The sequence below is a fragment of the Sphingobacterium sp. UBA7253 genome (assembly GCF_002472745.1).
Taxonomy (GTDB): domain Bacteria; phylum Bacteroidota; class Bacteroidia; order Sphingobacteriales; family Sphingobacteriaceae; genus Sphingobacterium; species Sphingobacterium siyangense.
The window spans coordinates 17,270-33,980 of record NZ_DKSP01000119.1 but is presented as its reverse complement, the minus strand read 5'-3'; the positions used below and the strand labels follow the sequence as shown (position 1 = coordinate 33,980).

The following is a 16,711-nucleotide window of genomic DNA, read 5'->3' as shown; positions in this document are numbered from 1 at the left end:
TTGAATACTTTTTTTCTATTATTCGCTGGCGCTGTTTCAGCTCAAAATGCTTCCAACCAAGGGAGTTTGGAAACTGCTTTTCAATTACTGACGCAGCAACATGCTGTACATTTTTCCTACGATGCATCCATCGGACTGCAGCGACGCGTTCCACTTCCGACAGCAAAAGAGAATATCGATACGTATTTGTCGAGACTTGCTTCAACGCTTCAGTTGCGCTTTCAGCGGATTAAACATTCAAATCTGATAGCCGTCAGCAAGGCGCCAAAACCCATACAATTAAGAGGTGTAGTGAAAGATGCCAAAACAGGCTTACCTATGGCCGGTGCGACTATTATGCTACGCAAAGAAAACAAAACCTATTTCACCGATAGTTTAGGGCGATATCGCATACTGACAGCAGCCGAAAATCGCGGCGAGGGAATAGGCGTACGTTACTTAGGTTATCAGAATTACGACTTCAAGGTGGATACCGCTGTACAGCAGATCAATCTGTCACCTTTAGATCAACAGCTTGAAGAAGTATTCGTCAGCAGTACTTACGAAGCGCCTAAACTGCGCGAAGAGATGATCGGAAGTGTCTATACCGTCAGCGCAAAGGATTTACAGGCCGATCGCCCTATAGAGAGTGTCGATAAGATGTTGGAAGGATTGGTACCGGGATTATATGTCGAACCCAGCACTTCCTTGGGCACATCCGTTAAGCTCCATATCCGAGGACAGGGAACATTGACAAACCTGACAAGCAATACTGGACGATCAACCTCATCGCAGCCTTTGTACGTGGTGGATGGTGTCGTTGTCCAAGAACAGGAGATTGGCGACGCCAGTTCGCTTTTTAATGGCGAAACATTGCTGAACCCAATTGCAGGAATCAATCCGTTAGATATTGAATCCATTTCGGTACTTAAGGATGCTGCCGCAACCGCAATCTATGGTGCTAATGCAGCAAACGGTGTGATTTTAATCACCACCAAGTCTGGGCGGAGCGGCAAACCGCAGTTGACAGCGTCATACAATACCGGTGTATCCACATTTATCAATCGGATGAAATTGCTCTCCGGGCCGCAATACTATGAGCTACTACGGGAGTTCCATATCAATACGGGCAAAACCGAGAGTGAAGCAACGCGTCTGGCGGGTAGCAATACCATTGATACAGATTGGTTTGGACTGACTTCACGCAATGCACGCTATGATAATGTAAATCTATCACTTTCGGGCGGAAAAGGTAACGATACGTATTACCTCTCTATGGGCTACCGCAATCAACAAAATGCCAGTCCGGGAAATGGACTGAAGCAATACACAAGCTCCATGCGTTATTACAATCAGTTTAGTGATAAACTGCAAATGACCACGACTATATCGCCGACACTGATGCAGCGTGAGGGGCTCGACCAATTTGCAAATGCTGCTTACATGCCTCCCAATATAAATCCCTACAAGGAAGACGGAACTTACAGTACCTTCTTAGGGCTCGTGAATCCTGTCGCAGCGCTGGCTGAAAATACAGATAAAGCCTTGGCTTTTACAGGGACTGCACGGATTGAACTGCAATATGCACTGTTACCCTTGTTAAGCCTGCGCGGAGCTATCGGCGGGAATATGCTGCAATCCAAGCAGGAAACTTTTCTTTCAGGCATAGCCGGTGCTTCCACAGCTAAAGATGGGCGCCTCCGAATCAACGATCGCACGACGTACAGCTGGACCTCCATGTTACAGTTAACCTATAGCCCAAAATGGCAAAACGGGCATCGTTTTGTTGGTATTGCGGGGATAGAACTAAAAGATCAATACAGCAAATTATTAGTGGGCCAAGGTACCGGCTTTACTTACGATAGGGTCATCTCACTCGGCCTCGCAAGTTCGACACAGTCGTCTTCCTCTAAAATCTCGGATGCGACAGTATCCAACTATGTACAAATGAATTACGACTATGACAAGCGATTTTATGCTTCTCTGAGTGGCCGTGCAGATCAGTCGTCCATGTTTGGTGGCGACAAACAGGTCGCACTCAATGGAGCGCTTGGATTAGGCTGGAATATCAGCAACGAAAAATTCATGCAACCCGTTGCAGCAATTGATTTCTTACGTCTTCGAGCCAGCTTCGGAACCACAGGGAATTCGCGGATCGGATCATATGCTTCCAGAGGGCTTTATGATTTAAACAACGTGACCTATGGTGGGCAAATGAGTGCAACTCCCTCTTCTTCTGCTGCCGAAAATCCAGATCTAGGTTGGGAAACGAATATCAAATTCAACTTCGGTTTTGACTTGAATGCCTTCAATAGATTGCGTCTTGTATTAGACCTTTACCGGAATAATATCCGCAATCTCATTACAGACATCAGTGTGCCATTAGAAACAGGATATGGCAAAATGCCAGTCAATTCGGGCAATATGTACAATCAAGGGCTCGATTTAAGCATTGCCTATCAATGGCTTAAACAGTCTAAGATAACCTGGAACAGTACCCTTATCGGTGGTTGGAATAGAAATAAGGTGACCTCCTTTAATAATCCACTCATTGAACAATATGCAGCAAACTCCTCCGATAATGTAGGTATAGGTCAGCGTGTTGGATACAGTTCAACTTCGCTCTGGGGTATCAAATGGGGCGGTGTAGATCCAAGCACCGGAGTGGAACAATTCTATACCCCAGATGGAGAGCTGTTAAATCGGACTGAAATACGGGCAATGGGTCAAAACGCTTACCAATTACTAGGCAATTCGATGCCTGATTTTCAAGGAAGTATCATCAACAATCTGGGCTGGAAGGGTTTTCAGTTCACCTTCAATATACAGTATAACCTTGGTGGCAACAAGTTTGCATCGACAACCTACTTACGGGATGGCAATAATCTGGCAAACTCCAATATGTCGGTCAACCTACTGGATCGTTGGCAGAATGCGGGCGATATCACTGCAATCCCCAAACTTAATTCAAGCTCACCACTCAACAATTCCTCCCGCTATTTGTACAGCATGACTTATCTCAAGCTGAGCAACGTATCCTTAAGCTATCGCCTGGCAGATCGATTGACCAAGCGCATCGGCATAGGGCAGACAGCTTTGAGCTTCAATGTTACAAATGTACTTTACTGGTTCAAAGACAAAAGCCCCGCTGGCAGAAACGGTATCCGCGAGTATAGGTTTGTCTATCCCGAGACACGTAATTTTTCGATTGGCCTACGCACCACACTTTAATCCTTTAATAATTTGAGCTATGAACATAAAGACGCTAAGTATTGCTTTTCTTGTCACTTTGGGCACAACGGGCTGTTCAAAATTTTTAGATAAAGAACCGGAAAACAAAGTATCGGTCGACCTGCTTTTTTCAGATATGCAGGGTGCTAAATCGGCTTTGGCGGGAGTTTACGAAGACCTATTTCAGTCAACTTACTACAATGGCTTGCGTATGGTTTACCCAGACCTGCTTGGCGGAAACTTAACGTTTACCGTAGCGAGCAAAACGACACTTTCGGATGTTTATTCCTTTGAGACAGATGCCGAAAATGGTTCTATGAATAGTCTATACAGTTATCAGTATACGCTACTCAATGCAATCAATAATATCATAAAGCGTGTCCCAGCGATGCAGAATGTCAGTGAACTCGAACGCAATAACGTAATGGCCCAGGCCTATGGTCTGCGGGCATTGGTTCATTTCGATCTTGTGCAGTTATATGCCCAGCCTTATCGTTACACCGAAAATGCTTCACATCCGGGCATCATATTGGCCAAAACGACAATTATACCCAATGAGGCACAGATTGCACGCTCCACAGTGGCAGATGTATATCAATTTATACAGGCTGATCTGTCCCTCGCTGATTCTTTATTTGCCAATAGCAAAGCTATATTTGAAGGCAATGCCAAAATATATATGAGCTTACAGGCAAGTAAAGCACTCCAAGCCCGGTTAGCATTAAATCGCAACGATTGGGAAAAAGCTTACCAACTATGTGCCGAACTGCTCAAAGCGAACTATTCGCTATATACCAATGCTGAGTATATCGACAGTTGGAAACAGGCCAACACCAAAGAATCTATATTCGAATTGGCTGTGCCGAGCAATTATTCCAGTAACTCAATCGGTAGTTATTATGTCAATGATTCAGGCAACTCCTACTATCAGTTTGGACCAAGTCAGGATCTAATCCATTTGTATGGGCAAAATGATGTGCGTGCTCAGGGTGGAATATTTAAATATCCAACTATACAAACTGCAGTAACAAGCGTCAAGTTGATCCGTCTTTCCGAAATATATTTGATTCATGCCGAAGCGGCAGCTGAACTTGGCTATGCTAATGAAGCTATTTCAGACCTAAATGTCATCAGACTACGCGGTAATCCGCAGCTCGGCGCTTATCTTTTCAACACAAAAGACCTACTGATCAAGGAGATCCTTGACGAACGTCGTCGTGAGCTCTGTCTTGAAGGCTTCTTATACCTGGATCTGATGCGTAGAGGTCAATCCGTTATGCGCAATGACTGTACTGGTGCAAACTGTAATGTCACTTATCCAAATGATCATATGGTACTGCCTATTCCACAACAGTCTGTACTCTCCAATTCACTGATGAGACAGAATCCCGGCTATTAATCACTCAATAAAACACAAATTAATAAAACAACACATGAACAGTTTAAAAGCAATCCTTAAGTTATCCAAGCTAGTCACTATTTTCAGCATCTTATTTTTTACCATGTCCTGTAGCAAGGACAGTACCGTGACTCCTGAGCCCGAGTCTGTTGCTAAGCCATATAATGCCGTAGCTGCATTTACCAGTACAGATGCTTATTTTGAACTCTATATCTACCGCTTCGATGATGCCACTCAAACCTGGGGCAAACGTATCCGAGCACACTATCCTACCGTGTCATTAACAGACACAACTTATATGGGCTTTACCAATCCTTATGTGACAGATAGCGGGGTAAACCTATTCCAGATGGTCACGCTTTACAGCGATAAAATCGACTCAACAAACATCAAAACGGCTGGTATAAATGTCGATCAGGTATTGCAATTTTTACCAAATGAGAATAATGATAAAATCGGTAAAGTGACTGTAAAAGAACAACAGGTAAAAATCTATAAGAAAACCGAATCCGCTGAAGAACGAAAAGATATGGAGTTCTTTGAAATTGGTATCAGTGGTTCGGGAACCTATGACCTAAATGAAGGTGTAATCGACTTGGAAGTGAATTTTAACGAGTCTGCGATCGGAGGAGCAAATAAGGTAACCCGTAAATACAAATTGAGTACCAAAGCGTTAGAACTATAAACAACGAATGATACGAAGAGTACTTGTATTTGGTTTATTGGGAGTCGTCCTGATCTTGCTGGCTTTTGTGCAGGATCAGGATATTCCTGATATTGCGCTATGGCGCAGACTGTATGCTTCCGGCGACAGCAGGCAATGGCCGACTCCCCACCTAGATGATGATGTAAAAACAAATTTTGTGGATATCGGATCACTGCCTGATGTAGAATACCCTTTGGACAATCCCTTTTCCAAGGAAAAGTCAGCGCTGGGAAAATTATTGTTTTTCGATCCCAGACTTTCTGCTACCAAACAGCTGGCCTGCGCAAGCTGCCACGATCCGCAACTGGGCTGGGGCGACGGCAAAAGCTTAGCAAATGGGCACAATCGACGGGTAGGAAAGCGAAATGCAATGACCTTGTATAATGTTGGATACTACCATACTTTCTTTTGGGATGGACGATCTCCCTCCTTGGAAGCCCAGGTATTATTCCCATTGACCGATAGCGTTGAGATGAACACCGCTCCCGAAGTAGCTGTACGTCATATTCAGGCAATAGCCGGTTACAGGCCTTTGTTCAAATCAGCCTTTGGAGACAGTACGATCAGTATCTCGCGCATTCAACAGGCTATTGCAACTTTTGAGCGCGGCATTCGTAGCTACAACAGCAAATTTGACCGCTTTATTAAAGGAAATAAAGATGCCATGACGGATGACGAGGTCTGGGGGCTTCATCTTTTTCGGACTAAAGCACGCTGCATCAACTGCCACAATACACCGTTATTTTCAGATAATCAGTTCCATAATGATGGTCAAACATTATATGGTACCAGGCAGCAGGACTTTGGACATTACCATATCAGTGGCAAGCAGGAAGATATAGGTGCATTTCGAACGCCCTCTTTACGGGAAATCACCCTTACAGGACCTTGGATGCACCATGGTAATTTTCCAACATTACTGGACGTCGTACAACTTTATAATCTCGGTAATCCTGAACCGATACAGCGTAGCGTTACGATAGATCCTAAAACCAAACCCATTCATTCGGCGAAGCTGAAAAAGCTGAACCTCACAAATGAAGAAATTAATGCTGTGCTTAAATTTCTAGGGGCTATCAGTAGTAGTACACAACAGCGTATAACGATGCCAAAATTGCCCGAATAAACCAAAATAAATAAAAAGAGAAATCCAGCATTAATACGAAGATAAATAAGGTGTCAACCTAGTCTTCTTAAAATAACATGTGCTTATCGCTTTAAATGAACAGCGTAAAAAACGAAGGCAGCACAAAGCCATAAAAAAATCCCCATCGCATGATGGGGATTTTTTTACCGGGCTCTCCTTATATTTCCTTTCGATTATCGTCCGATTCAATATCGATCAGTTTATTGTAAGGATCTATACCTACCTGTTCGGGTTTTTGATCAACAATCAGCGTCATCGTATTGTTGATTCGATCGATTTTATGCTTTTTTAGATAAAGCTCCTGACGTTTATTACCGTCTTTGCTTTTCTTATCCGAGAAAACACCTACCTCGATATAGTCTGCCAATGGCAATGATTTCAGAGTCACACGATCTGATTTCTTAAAGGACAGCGGCTGCCCACCTTCGTCATTGTAACTCTTTTTCCCATTGCCATCTACGCGGTACTTGGACACTTCAAATTGGATATCAACCTGGTATTTACCATCCTTAAGTTTCTTTGAACTTACTTTTTCTATTTTATTGTTATACAGGGTGATCGTTTCAAACATATCTTTAATCAGGTAACGTAATGAGTCAGGAGTCGCCTGTCTAAAACTATCCACAAACTCTGATGAAGTTGTATACGGTGGGTTTTGAAACGCTGTACGTTGTAAATAAGATTGGGCTGTCCTGTTAAAAAGATCCTCGCCCAGATAATCGCTCAAGGCATAAAGCACCAGGGATCCCTTTTGGTAATGGATGTACATTTGATTTTCATTATACATCAACGGCTTTTCACCTAGTTTTTCGGCACTTCGTCCTTGCAAATAGCCATCGAGCGCATCTTTGAGAAACTTACGCATCTGCCCTTTACCATATCTTTTTTCCAAAACCTTGAGCGATGAATATTCAGACATACTTTCGGACATCAATGTAGCCCCTTGCACATTGGCTCCTACCACTTGATGTGCCCACCACTGATGTGCAATCTCATGGGCTGTTACCGCGTAGGGATAATCGACCGCATCTTCTTTCTTCTCATTGACATCAGCAATAAAACCGATCGCTTCAGAAAAAGGAATTGTATTTGCAAAGGACTGCGCGAAAGTTCCCGCTGTGCGCGGAAATTCAATAATACGCAATTGTCGATGCGGGTAAGCACTGTATTCTTTCGTATAGTAAGCCAAAGAAGCCTTACTGGAAGCCATCATGCGATCGAGGTTATAGGTATGTCCTTTATGGTAATAAATCTCCAAATTAACACCGTTCCACTTATCTTTTTTGACTTCATATTCGGCCGAATTAAATGCAAAAAAGTTCAGGATTTCCGAATCCATTTTATATTGATAGTACTTACGACCATCTTTCTCCCATTGTTTTGTGAGATAGCCCGGAGCAATAGCCAACTGATTCTTGGCCGTACTTACTGTAGCTTCAAAACGGATCCAATCGGCATCGTTGGATATATAGTTATTCTGCAGGGCCCTTTTGTCAGTCTGCGCAGCCATTCTATCGCGATACGGAAGTCCATACTTTTTGCGGACATCATTGTCTACCAACTCGCCACGGTCAAGATAGCCTATATTCGGGAAAAGCATATTGTTGATAAACGTACCATTGCCCTTCACAGGCGACTTTTCATTTATCCAGGTATTGGCCGGACTAACAGTACTAAATTTCAACACAATAGAATCGCCCGGAGCCATAGGCTTCTCGAGTTTATAAATATTGAAATTATATTTATCGTCGGCAGAAATCAATTTATTTGGTACACTTAAAGAAAATATATAATCGTAATTATTGTAATTGACAAAAATAGAATCAATAGGCATATTGGTCTTGTTTTTCAATACATAGTCCGCATGCGCTTTAAAACTTCGCGTATCGGGAAAAATATCCAGATTAAACTTAATATCCACGACACGGGGCTGCGGCCTGTACTGATACTTCTTATATTTCTTTTCCCATTCTACAGCTTGTTTTTCATGATCTAAACTGGTATAATATGGATTTTTAATGTGGTTTTCGTAATATATTGCAGCACCGATGCCAATAAAGCCCGCAAAGGCAAAAATGAGCAGCGCCGTTGTTACCGGTCCCAAATTCGCCTTAAAAATACCCCAACGCTCCCTAACTCCCGAAAAACCACCTCTTCGCCATAACAGCAGGGCGATGACAGCAAAAAACACCGCAAAAAGCAGCCAATAAACCCGATACGTTAAAAACGGAAGAACATAGCCGAATCCATCCATATCCGAGTAATCCAGATCTGGTCCCTGATTAAACTGATAGATCTCCTGTTCTACACCGACCATGGATAAAAAGGGTAATCCAATAAAGAGGGTCAATAACACAAAAAATCCAGCCAGGTAATTTTTGAAAAGCGTATGTACAAAAAGTGAAATAAATAGCCATACCAAATTTGACAACATACCATACACCATCAGATGCATCACATATTGTCCAATTTCAAAATTATAATAGTGATGGTACACCTGAAACCCCATGCAGGTCGCAATCACAACGGCCAGCAAAGTCAATTGCATCAAAAGAATTGCGATAATCTTCGACCCCATAAAAGCCCAGTTGGGCGTCGCTGTTGTATCCAACAATCCTCCCATCCGCGTAATGCTGCCGCGGTGGACAAGAAGTCCCGTAAAAAGAAACGTCAGGATCAGCAGGAAAAACTTAAACGTAGTCCCCGGGATCATCAGCATTTTCCAGGTCACCGGATAAGTCGACGTTCCGAATATCGAGCCAATGGTGCTTGCCATCAAGATAATGAACAATACTCCTACCAAAGTCAATATTAAAAACACCGGATTTTTGACGATATAGCGATAGTCGTACCGTGCCATTGTCCATGTCGTTTTCAAATAATGAAAGGTCGAAAAATCATAGTTTACTTTAGGCAGATTGATTTTGAAGATACTATCAAAGTTATTTTTGGTTAAACGGGCTCCTTTTTTCGATGATTTAAAGGAAATCGAATGTTGTGAAAAAGAAAACAACATATAAAATCCGCCAATGAATAAGGCTGCGACAGCGAGCCATATTAACCGGTTATAAATAACAGCTCCGGTAAAGGGAAGATTATTGACATTCTTCTCATCTGAAGACCAGTATTGGGTATAGTATGAGATGGCACTATCCCCAAAAGGATCTATCAATGCCCCCACAAAACGATTGTCCATATTGTTCGCCAGATTCTGAACCAGCACCTGAAGAATAATAAGGATCAACACCGCGACAAAACCAACGTATACGTTTCGTGTCAATGTTACCAGCACAAAGATAATTGCACTAAAAATAATGAGATTTGGGATAACCTGTACAAGATAGGTCTGTAAATATGCCCAAACATGAATTGGTCCCAATAAGGATTGATTGATACCCGGCACGAATTGTGCGACGATAATACCCAAGGTTGAAGCAAATACAATAACCAATACAACAGCTACTGATCCAAAGAATTTACCGAGTAGATAGTCCGTTTTTGAAAAAGGGTAACTGAAAAGTATTGTATGCACCTGGTATTGAAAATCCCGGTAGACGCAGGCTCCAACGATGGACGGTATCAAAAAATAGATAATAGTCGACATGCCATTAACCATACCATTAATCGCCCATGGAGAGTTCATAATGGTGTTGGACGAAGTCGTTGCCGTTATACCATCAAAAATACCGAGCGAAGACAGCATAATAAACAACGAAAGCGCAAAGAAGAGTGCCATATAGATGTAGACGGCAGAACTCTTAAACCAACGCGCAAACTCAAAATGAAAGATGGCTTTAAACATGGCGTTGATCATTTTTTAGCGCTACAAAATAGACATCCTCCAATTGGCCTTGAGCGTTCACAAATGATTCATCGGGACGCACATCGCTGTACACCCGAATATTGAGTGTGTTGTCCTGATTGTAATTGGTTGAAATAACGTTATATTTTTGTGTATACTCATCCAGTTGATCCCGACTGATGATACGTACCCAGATTTTACCATCCAATTGATCGATGGATTCTTTAGGAGTGCCTCTCAAAAGAATCTTTCCCCCATTCAAAATGGCCAACTCATGACACAGTTCACGCACATCATCCACAATATGCGTAGAAAAAATGACGGTATGATCTGTACCTATTTCTCGTAGAACGTTCAAAAAGCGATGTCTTTCCGCGGGGTCAAGCCCTGCAGTCGGTTCATCTACAATGATTAACTTGGGATCATTCAGCAACAATTGCGCAATACCAAAACGTTGCTTCATCCCGCCCGAGTAACCACTTACGCTTTTATTGCGTACGTCCCAAAGATTGGTAACCTCAAGAACACGGTTGATAATGGCATCCCGATCAGCTTTCGATTTAATTCCTTTAAGCTTTGCAAAATATTGCAGCAGATCTGATGCAGAGAGATTGGGATAAACACCAAATTCCTGTGGCAAATAACCCAAAACTTTCCGCAAATCGAGCTGATTTTTGAGTACATCAATATCACCAAAAGTAATACGGCCACTGTCGGGTTTCTGAAGTGTCGCAATTGTCCGCATTAAAGAAGACTTGCCAGCACCATTTGGTCCCAGTAAACCAAACATCCCGGGCTTAATTTCTAAGTTTACGCCATCTAAAGCTTTTACTCCATTAGAATAGGTCTTACTAAGTGTCTCTATGGATAAATTCATAATTTATTTTAACTGTTAATAATATGTTAGTATACCAAAACAAGGATATGTTACATCAAGATAGTAAAAGTTAAAAACAAACGAAAATGAAAGGTTTCCAATGGACACATCTGCAGGCAAAAAAACTGTTTTTGCTTTTGGACAAATACCTTAAAAAGATGAGTCTCCAAGCGGGTCAGATAGCATTAAAAGATCTACTAAAAACTTCGCAATAATGGCTGTGTACTACATCGAAAGGATCCGCCAAAGCTACGGCTGATCCGGAAATCAACGTATTCAACATGGACACCACAAGCGGAGAGCTTATCTCCAATATAGCCAAAAACAGGATCTGTCACATAGACTGTCGGATTAATAGGCAGACCATTGGTTGCTAGCAAGCTCGCCTCCTTCAAATTGACCACAATTTTGTCCCATGTTTTCAGTTTTTGGGGTATCCCATAGGGTAATGCTTCCTCACAAACGATCATCAATCCTTCGCGGATCAGTCCTAGTGCACAGTCCAAATGAAGTATATTGGGATGAAGTTTCAACTCTTCAACCTGATAACCATAAGGCTGTAATAGTTTAGAGAGCCACTTAATCCCTAGGCTGTTCGAGGAAAGCCCAGAGTTGCCGACAAAAATATGTTTACCGTATACCAGGATGTCGCCTCCTTCTAGAAAAGGGCCATGCCATAATCCCAACTCCTCCTGCTCCGCCATGGCGGGTCTTGGCGCAGCCACATAAAGGCAGTCACTTTGATAAACTTCACGTTCCAACAGATCGCGAATGGGCCATATTTCATTGCGGCGCTGCATAAAACGGATTGACCGCTCAATAACGGCATTTCCGATGGTAAAAAATGGGTCACGGACAAAGAAATTAGAATAACCGTGTTCTCCTCCGGACACTTTTTCAAGTGTTGTTAGGTTACGCGGCCGCAACACTTCAACGCCATATTTCTCCAACAGCAAAGCAAAATTATTGCGCTCTTGTTCCCATGCCTTTTGCAATTCGGGATACACTTCTCCAAAATCTTTTCCTGCATTGGCATCGTCTCCCTCCAGCGCAGTGGAAGATAAAAACCGAAGATCTTCAACCTTCATCATTTCCGGAAAGCCAAATTCAGAAACCGTAAGAATAACTTTCTTTAAAGGGGCAAACTCATTTTCTACAAAGATCATAGCACTGATTTTAAGTCCAATTTGCTTTTTTTTATCAAAAAAAACAAATGTATAGGAAAGCGGAACCTAAATTCCTAGAACCCAGCGCACATTGAACAAATCAGTTACTTCAATAAATTTCTGCTGCATATCAAAATCTATTCTTCTTTTTTGTTGGGATGTAAGTCTTTCAATCAATTCCCCACGTTCGGAAATATCCTGACAGGGCAAAAACACAGCGACGTAGTTTCCCACTCTCCGTCCCTCGTTGTGCACCAAATCAGAGCCGTAAATTGCGATAGGTCCGGAAATAAGAGTGGCACTCACTACAGGTATTTCAGCACAGCCATGCAAGGGTTGGTCGAACATATCAAAATGTAACGTTCCCCCAAAACAGGTCTGATAAAACGTAAGTGCCGCTCTACAATTTCCTGAGAATGTAATGAAAATTCCGCTTTGCAAGCGTTCCATTGGCTGAACTAACATCATATCAATTGGCTATGCATCCGGTATTTCAGGCTCTACAAGTTTTCTCATTTTCTCCAACGACTCTTGCCATCCAAGGTAGCACATCTCGGCAGGAATAACCTCAGGAATTCCAGTCTGTTCAATCTTAAGTTCTGTACCACACATCACTTTACGCAAGGAGACAGTGGTAGTCATTTCACCCGGTAAATTGGGATCATCAAATCGATCCACGTACTTGATAAAGGTATCTTGTTCAATCTCGAGGTACTCACCACCAAAAGAATGGCTATGACCGGTACTAAAATTAATGAAGGTCATTTTGAAACTTCCGCCTACTTTAAAATCCATTTGCTGTACTGTACAGACAAAACCATAAGGAGGCAGCCAGCTGGCATGTGCTATCGGATCTGCGAAAGCACGGAACACCTTTTCAGGACTCGCCTGAATAATTCGATGCAATGAAACCTGATTCGTTTTCATAACTATATTGTTTATAAGTGAATAACTATTGCTTATTTTTTGTTTTACTCGCTCTCAGTACATTCTTTCAGTCCAATACAATCCGGTAAACTTGCTACACTACTGAAGTCTGATGATATACTCCTGTACCAACTGTCTCCTCGTTGCTTAAACGAGCAATCTTGGCCTGATAGAAATAAGAAACAGCAAGTATCCCCAATACTAAAATGGGCATCACCATAAATGCTGCATTTTTGTCAACACATGCGTGACTAATAAAAGCAAATATTAAATTGAATGTCAATCCAGCATAGGCCCATTCTTTTAATTTGGTCGGAACCTGCGGTACTGCAATTGCAATAACGCCCAACAGCTTACAGATAATTAAAGCATAGGCAAAATAGTCGGGATATCCCAATGGTTTTGTGCCCGCATTGATATATTGCGGCGCAAATAACAGTGTTCCAAGTGGCATCAGTCCTTCCCAGAGAACTATAAATACCGTTGCTATCCAAAAAGCAATTTTGTTCTTTTTCATCGTTTTTCTATTGTTTATATTGATATAACAAAGATGCAAAGGATCACAACATTTCGGCTGTTGCAAAGACGACAACTTTAGGGGTAGATTACGACAAAAACTATTTGTACCTTTATGTCATAAACCAAAAATGATATGCAAATCTCTGTTTTTGTTCCCGAATACGGCACTATCGAAGGTATTACCCCTGCATTCAGAACCTTTCATACGGCCAATGAATTTCTAACGGCCTTTGGAAAACAGCCTATTTTTGAAGTCGAATATGTAGGTTTAACGACTTACGTCCCGGCCAATAGCGGGGAGTATACCATCAAGACAAACCGACTACTACAGGACGTTCAGAAAACAGATCTGCTTATTATACCGCCTATTTTTGGCAACATAGAAAAAGGAATACGTGATAATGCCGAAGCGATCCCTTATTTTACAAAACTGTACCACAAAGGGGCTAGTCTTGCCAGTCTATGTGTGGGTGCTTTCCTGCTCGCTGAGACAGGTCTTTTAGATGGAAAAAAATGTTCGACACACTGGGCACATATCGAAGAGTTCAAGGAAAAATACCCTCACATTGAAATTGAGGATGGCGCTGTGATCACTGAACATGAAAACATCTACAGCAGTGGTGGCGCGAGCAGCTTATGGAATCTGATACTCTATTTAGTGGAAAAGTATTCCGACAGGGAAACAGCCGTACTCATAGCCAAATATTTTGCGCTGGATATCAGCCGGGATAATCAATCGCAATTCGCCATATTCAGAGGCCAACGTAATCATGCTGATCTGGATATCCAACAAGCTCAAGACTATATCGAGAAGAAGTACGAGGAGAAAATTACAGTCGAAGAACTGGCCAATCATGTCAATATTGGGCGGCGAACATTTGAACGGAGATTCAAAGAAGCAACCAACAACACGCCTGTCGAATACCTGCAACGCGTACGCATCGAAGCTGCAAAAAAATTCTTCGAAGCATCACGAAAAAACGTTTCCGAGGTGATGTTTGATGTAGGCTATACCGACACAAAAGCCTTTCGGGATATTTTTCGAAAAATTACAGGCCTTACACCAATAGATTATCGAAACAAATTTGCCAAGGTAACTGCTGATGTCGCCATTGAGCAATAAACTGTGATAAACAATAAAGCCACTCCTCTGAGTGGCTTTATCATTGCTCGAATTCCTTATAATTATTTTAACATCATTTCCCGAATATACTTCACGGGTGAATTACCAAAACTCAGGAATTTTTCATTGAACGCCTTCAAATTAAACTGTTTCCCTTCTTTTTGTTTAACAGCTTCCCTAAGGTCATAAATTTCTTTATATCCCGTAAAGTAAGACGTCAGCTGCACACTGCTCACAGACACACGTTTCCATTTACCGGCTGCTTCGGCCTGTTGTTGAAACGCCTCATCAACCAACAAATGCATGGCGTCTTTTTCACTCATATTTTTCACATGGACGCTATAATCGAGTATAGCATTACAAACGGTACGCAGATGCCATTTGTACCACATCAACCACATTTCAGGAGCATTGTCACCGTAACCATTTTCGAGCATCATTTGTTCGGTATAGACAGCCCAGCCCTCAATCATTGCACCATTACCTAAAATACTCTTGATGAGACTCGGCGATTGGTTCGCATACACCAATTGGGTGTAATGCCCCGGAATAGCTTCGTGTATATTCAGTATCTGTAAAATGTAATGGTTATACTCCCGAAGGTAACTCTCTGTTGCCTCTTTGGTCCAGCCTGTTAGACTGCCCACATTGTAATAGGTATTCCCACCTTTATCGTATGGACCAGGTGCACTGATTGAAGCTCCCGCAACACCAGCCATATAAGCAGGCTCTTTGCGCACCACAAGCGGCTTGCTATCATCGATGTACAATAAATCCTTTTGTTTGACAAACGCAACCAGCTTCGGTATCTGTGCTTCGATAGCGGATTGAAACTCTTCTGCTTTAACATGTTTGACAGACAGGGTGTCGATCATCTTTCGAATGACAAGCAAACTATCTGACGGCAAGGATGATTTTCCAAAATATTTAGGCCACAGCTCTTTGCTGATTTTATACATCTCACCATGTAAATAGCTTTTTCTTGCTAGAGCAGCCTGATAAATCTGTTCTGCCGTTGAACCCGATTGGATATCGAAATCAAATTTCTTGTCGTAAAGTTCTTTTCCTAATCTAAAACTTCGCGGAGAAGGATTAGGTGTCACTTTTAAAAATTGAACATATCCGTTGATCGCCGCAATAGCTTGTTGCGAAGCCTTCTGGATGGCCTCCTTTTCTGAAGCCGGCAGATCGGATTTTTTCAGTGAATCCCGTAAATCGCTTTCAAAAACAGATAAACCGCCCAAATTCTGTTGAATTGCCAAATCGGTCAATACCAAGGCCGGATTTTTAAGCTGTCCTTTCGCGGCCTCATAATAGGCTGGAATCTTCGTCAAACGTTGATAAATAGCTTTAAGTCGGGTCGATAATGGTGCATAATTCTCAGCAAGCATAAAAGCGATCGTCCCCCCAACATTGTACGAAGAAGGATTCCACTCATACGCGCGCTCTTTCTCAATAGACCACACATTGGATTCAAGATAGTTTTGAATCAGATGATAATCTGTTTGCTGAGAAAGATTCAAGGTGCTCAGATCAAAACTTTTGAGGCTGTCCAAATGTCGCTTTGAAAACTCCATACGTAGTTTTCGCGTATTGGCATCCGGAATTGTCAACAAGGAATCATACTGATGGAACCCTACTTGGGTAGCCCATTCCGGATTTTCTTTCCAAAGCTGCTGAATAAAACGGTCTTCATACGATTTAAATTTTTCATTCACAGCAGTATCAGCAGCAGATTGTCTGTTATGAGTTCCCGATCCACAGGAAGCCATCAGACCCAATCCGGCGATAGCAAGGGTATATGTTATAAGTTTCATTGGAGTAATTTGTCTAAA

12 protein-coding genes are annotated in these 16,711 nt (G+C 42.2%); 5 read left to right on the top strand and 7 right to left on the bottom strand.

Annotated elements, in window-relative coordinates; all coding sequences use genetic code 11:
* Genes B2X72_RS11685 through B2X72_RS11670 form a run of 4 tightly spaced genes read left to right on the top strand, consistent with a single transcriptional unit; the run spans position 1 to position 6,441 of the window.
* Positions 1 to 3,210 carry a SusC/RagA family TonB-linked outer membrane protein gene (locus tag B2X72_RS11685; RefSeq protein WP_158638953.1) on the top strand — a complete coding sequence of 1,070 codons (3,210 nt, stop codon included), beginning with the start codon at positions 1 to 3 and terminating at the stop codon, positions 3,208 to 3,210.
* A 19-nt stretch (positions 3,211 to 3,229) separates the two neighbouring features.
* The gene (locus B2X72_RS11680; protein ID WP_286735308.1) at positions 3,230 to 4,609 is read left to right on the top strand and encodes a RagB/SusD family nutrient uptake outer membrane protein; all 1,380 of its coding nucleotides are present in this window, start codon (positions 3,230 to 3,232) and stop codon (positions 4,607 to 4,609) included.
* Between the two features lie 34 nt (positions 4,610 to 4,643).
* Positions 4,644 to 5,294 (top strand): hypothetical protein, encoded by a 651-nt coding sequence (locus tag B2X72_RS11675; RefSeq protein ID WP_286849680.1) that lies wholly within the window; start codon positions 4,644 to 4,646, stop codon positions 5,292 to 5,294.
* A 7-nt stretch (positions 5,295 to 5,301) separates the two neighbouring features.
* Positions 5,302 to 6,441 (top strand): cytochrome-c peroxidase, encoded by a 1,140-nt coding sequence (locus B2X72_RS11670; RefSeq protein WP_145330122.1) that lies wholly within the window; start codon positions 5,302 to 5,304, stop codon positions 6,439 to 6,441.
* A gap of 178 nt (positions 6,442 to 6,619) precedes the next feature.
* On the opposite strand, the gene B2X72_RS11665 is transcribed toward B2X72_RS11670, so the two are convergent.
* The 6 genes from B2X72_RS11665 to B2X72_RS11640 form a co-directional block, all read right to left on the bottom strand.
* A complete protein-coding gene (locus tag B2X72_RS11665) occupies positions 6,620 to 10,264 on the bottom strand; it encodes a M1 family aminopeptidase (protein WP_145330172.1) in 3,645 nt (1,214 codons plus the stop codon).
* Positions 10,257 to 11,141 (bottom strand): ABC transporter ATP-binding protein, encoded by an 885-nt coding sequence (locus tag B2X72_RS11660; protein ID WP_075993939.1) that lies wholly within the window; start codon positions 11,139 to 11,141, stop codon positions 10,257 to 10,259. The genes B2X72_RS11665 and B2X72_RS11660 overlap by 8 nt, the downstream gene beginning before the upstream one ends.
* 197 nt (positions 11,142 to 11,338) lie before the next feature.
* A complete protein-coding gene (locus B2X72_RS11655) occupies positions 11,339 to 12,307 on the bottom strand; it encodes a dimethylarginine dimethylaminohydrolase family protein (protein WP_286849679.1) in 969 nt (322 codons plus the stop codon).
* A 66-nt stretch (positions 12,308 to 12,373) separates the two neighbouring features.
* Entirely contained in the window at positions 12,374 to 12,775 is a 402-nt protein-coding gene (locus tag B2X72_RS11650; protein ID WP_286849678.1) for a VOC family protein, read from the bottom strand.
* Between the two features lie 9 nt (positions 12,776 to 12,784).
* Positions 12,785 to 13,234: an SRPBCC family protein gene (locus B2X72_RS11645; RefSeq protein WP_088162732.1), complete on the bottom strand. Its 450-nt coding sequence runs from the start codon at positions 13,232 to 13,234 to the stop codon at positions 12,785 to 12,787.
* Between the two features lie 94 nt (positions 13,235 to 13,328).
* A complete protein-coding gene (locus tag B2X72_RS11640; RefSeq protein ID WP_286849677.1) occupies positions 13,329 to 13,751 on the bottom strand; it encodes a DoxX family protein in 423 nt (140 codons plus the stop codon).
* A gap of 135 nt (positions 13,752 to 13,886) precedes the next feature.
* Here B2X72_RS11640 and B2X72_RS11635 point away from each other — a divergent pair, with 135 nt between their 5' ends.
* The gene (locus tag B2X72_RS11635; RefSeq protein ID WP_088162733.1) at positions 13,887 to 14,876 is read left to right on the top strand and encodes a GlxA family transcriptional regulator; all 990 of its coding nucleotides are present in this window, start codon (positions 13,887 to 13,889) and stop codon (positions 14,874 to 14,876) included.
* Positions 14,877 to 14,938: 62 nt separating this feature from the next.
* On the opposite strand, the gene B2X72_RS11630 is transcribed toward B2X72_RS11635, so the two are convergent.
* The gene (locus tag B2X72_RS11630; RefSeq protein ID WP_075994945.1) at positions 14,939 to 16,693 is read right to left on the bottom strand and encodes a DUF885 domain-containing protein; all 1,755 of its coding nucleotides are present in this window, start codon (positions 16,691 to 16,693) and stop codon (positions 14,939 to 14,941) included.
* Positions 16,694 to 16,711: the final 18 nt, after the last annotated feature.

Coding starts and splice junctions, on each gene's coding strand:
- B2X72_RS11680 (WP_286735308.1), top strand. CDS start 3,230: ATGAACATAAAGACGCTAAGTATTGCTTTTCTTGTCACTTTGGGCACA.
- B2X72_RS11675 (WP_286849680.1), top strand. CDS start 4,644: ATGAACAGTTTAAAAGCAATCCTTAAGTTATCCAAGCTAGTCACTATT.
- B2X72_RS11670 (WP_145330122.1), top strand. CDS start 5,302: ATGATACGAAGAGTACTTGTATTTGGTTTATTGGGAGTCGTCCTGATC.
- B2X72_RS11665 (WP_145330172.1), bottom strand. CDS start 10,264: ATGTTTAAAGCCATCTTTCATTTTGAGTTTGCGCGTTGGTTTAAGAGT.
- B2X72_RS11660 (WP_075993939.1), bottom strand. CDS start 11,141: ATGAATTTATCCATAGAGACACTTAGTAAGACCTATTCTAATGGAGTA.
- B2X72_RS11655 (WP_286849679.1), bottom strand. CDS start 12,307: ATGATCTTTGTAGAAAATGAGTTTGCCCCTTTAAAGAAAGTTATTCTT.
- B2X72_RS11650 (WP_286849678.1), bottom strand. CDS start 12,775: ATGATGTTAGTTCAGCCAATGGAACGCTTGCAAAGCGGAATTTTCATT.
- B2X72_RS11645 (WP_088162732.1), bottom strand. CDS start 13,234: ATGAAAACGAATCAGGTTTCATTGCATCGAATTATTCAGGCGAGTCCT.
- B2X72_RS11640 (WP_286849677.1), bottom strand. CDS start 13,751: ATGAAAAAGAACAAAATTGCTTTTTGGATAGCAACGGTATTTATAGTT.
- B2X72_RS11635 (WP_088162733.1), top strand. CDS start 13,887: ATGCAAATCTCTGTTTTTGTTCCCGAATACGGCACTATCGAAGGTATT.
- B2X72_RS11630 (WP_075994945.1), bottom strand. CDS start 16,693: ATGAAACTTATAACATATACCCTTGCTATCGCCGGATTGGGTCTGATG.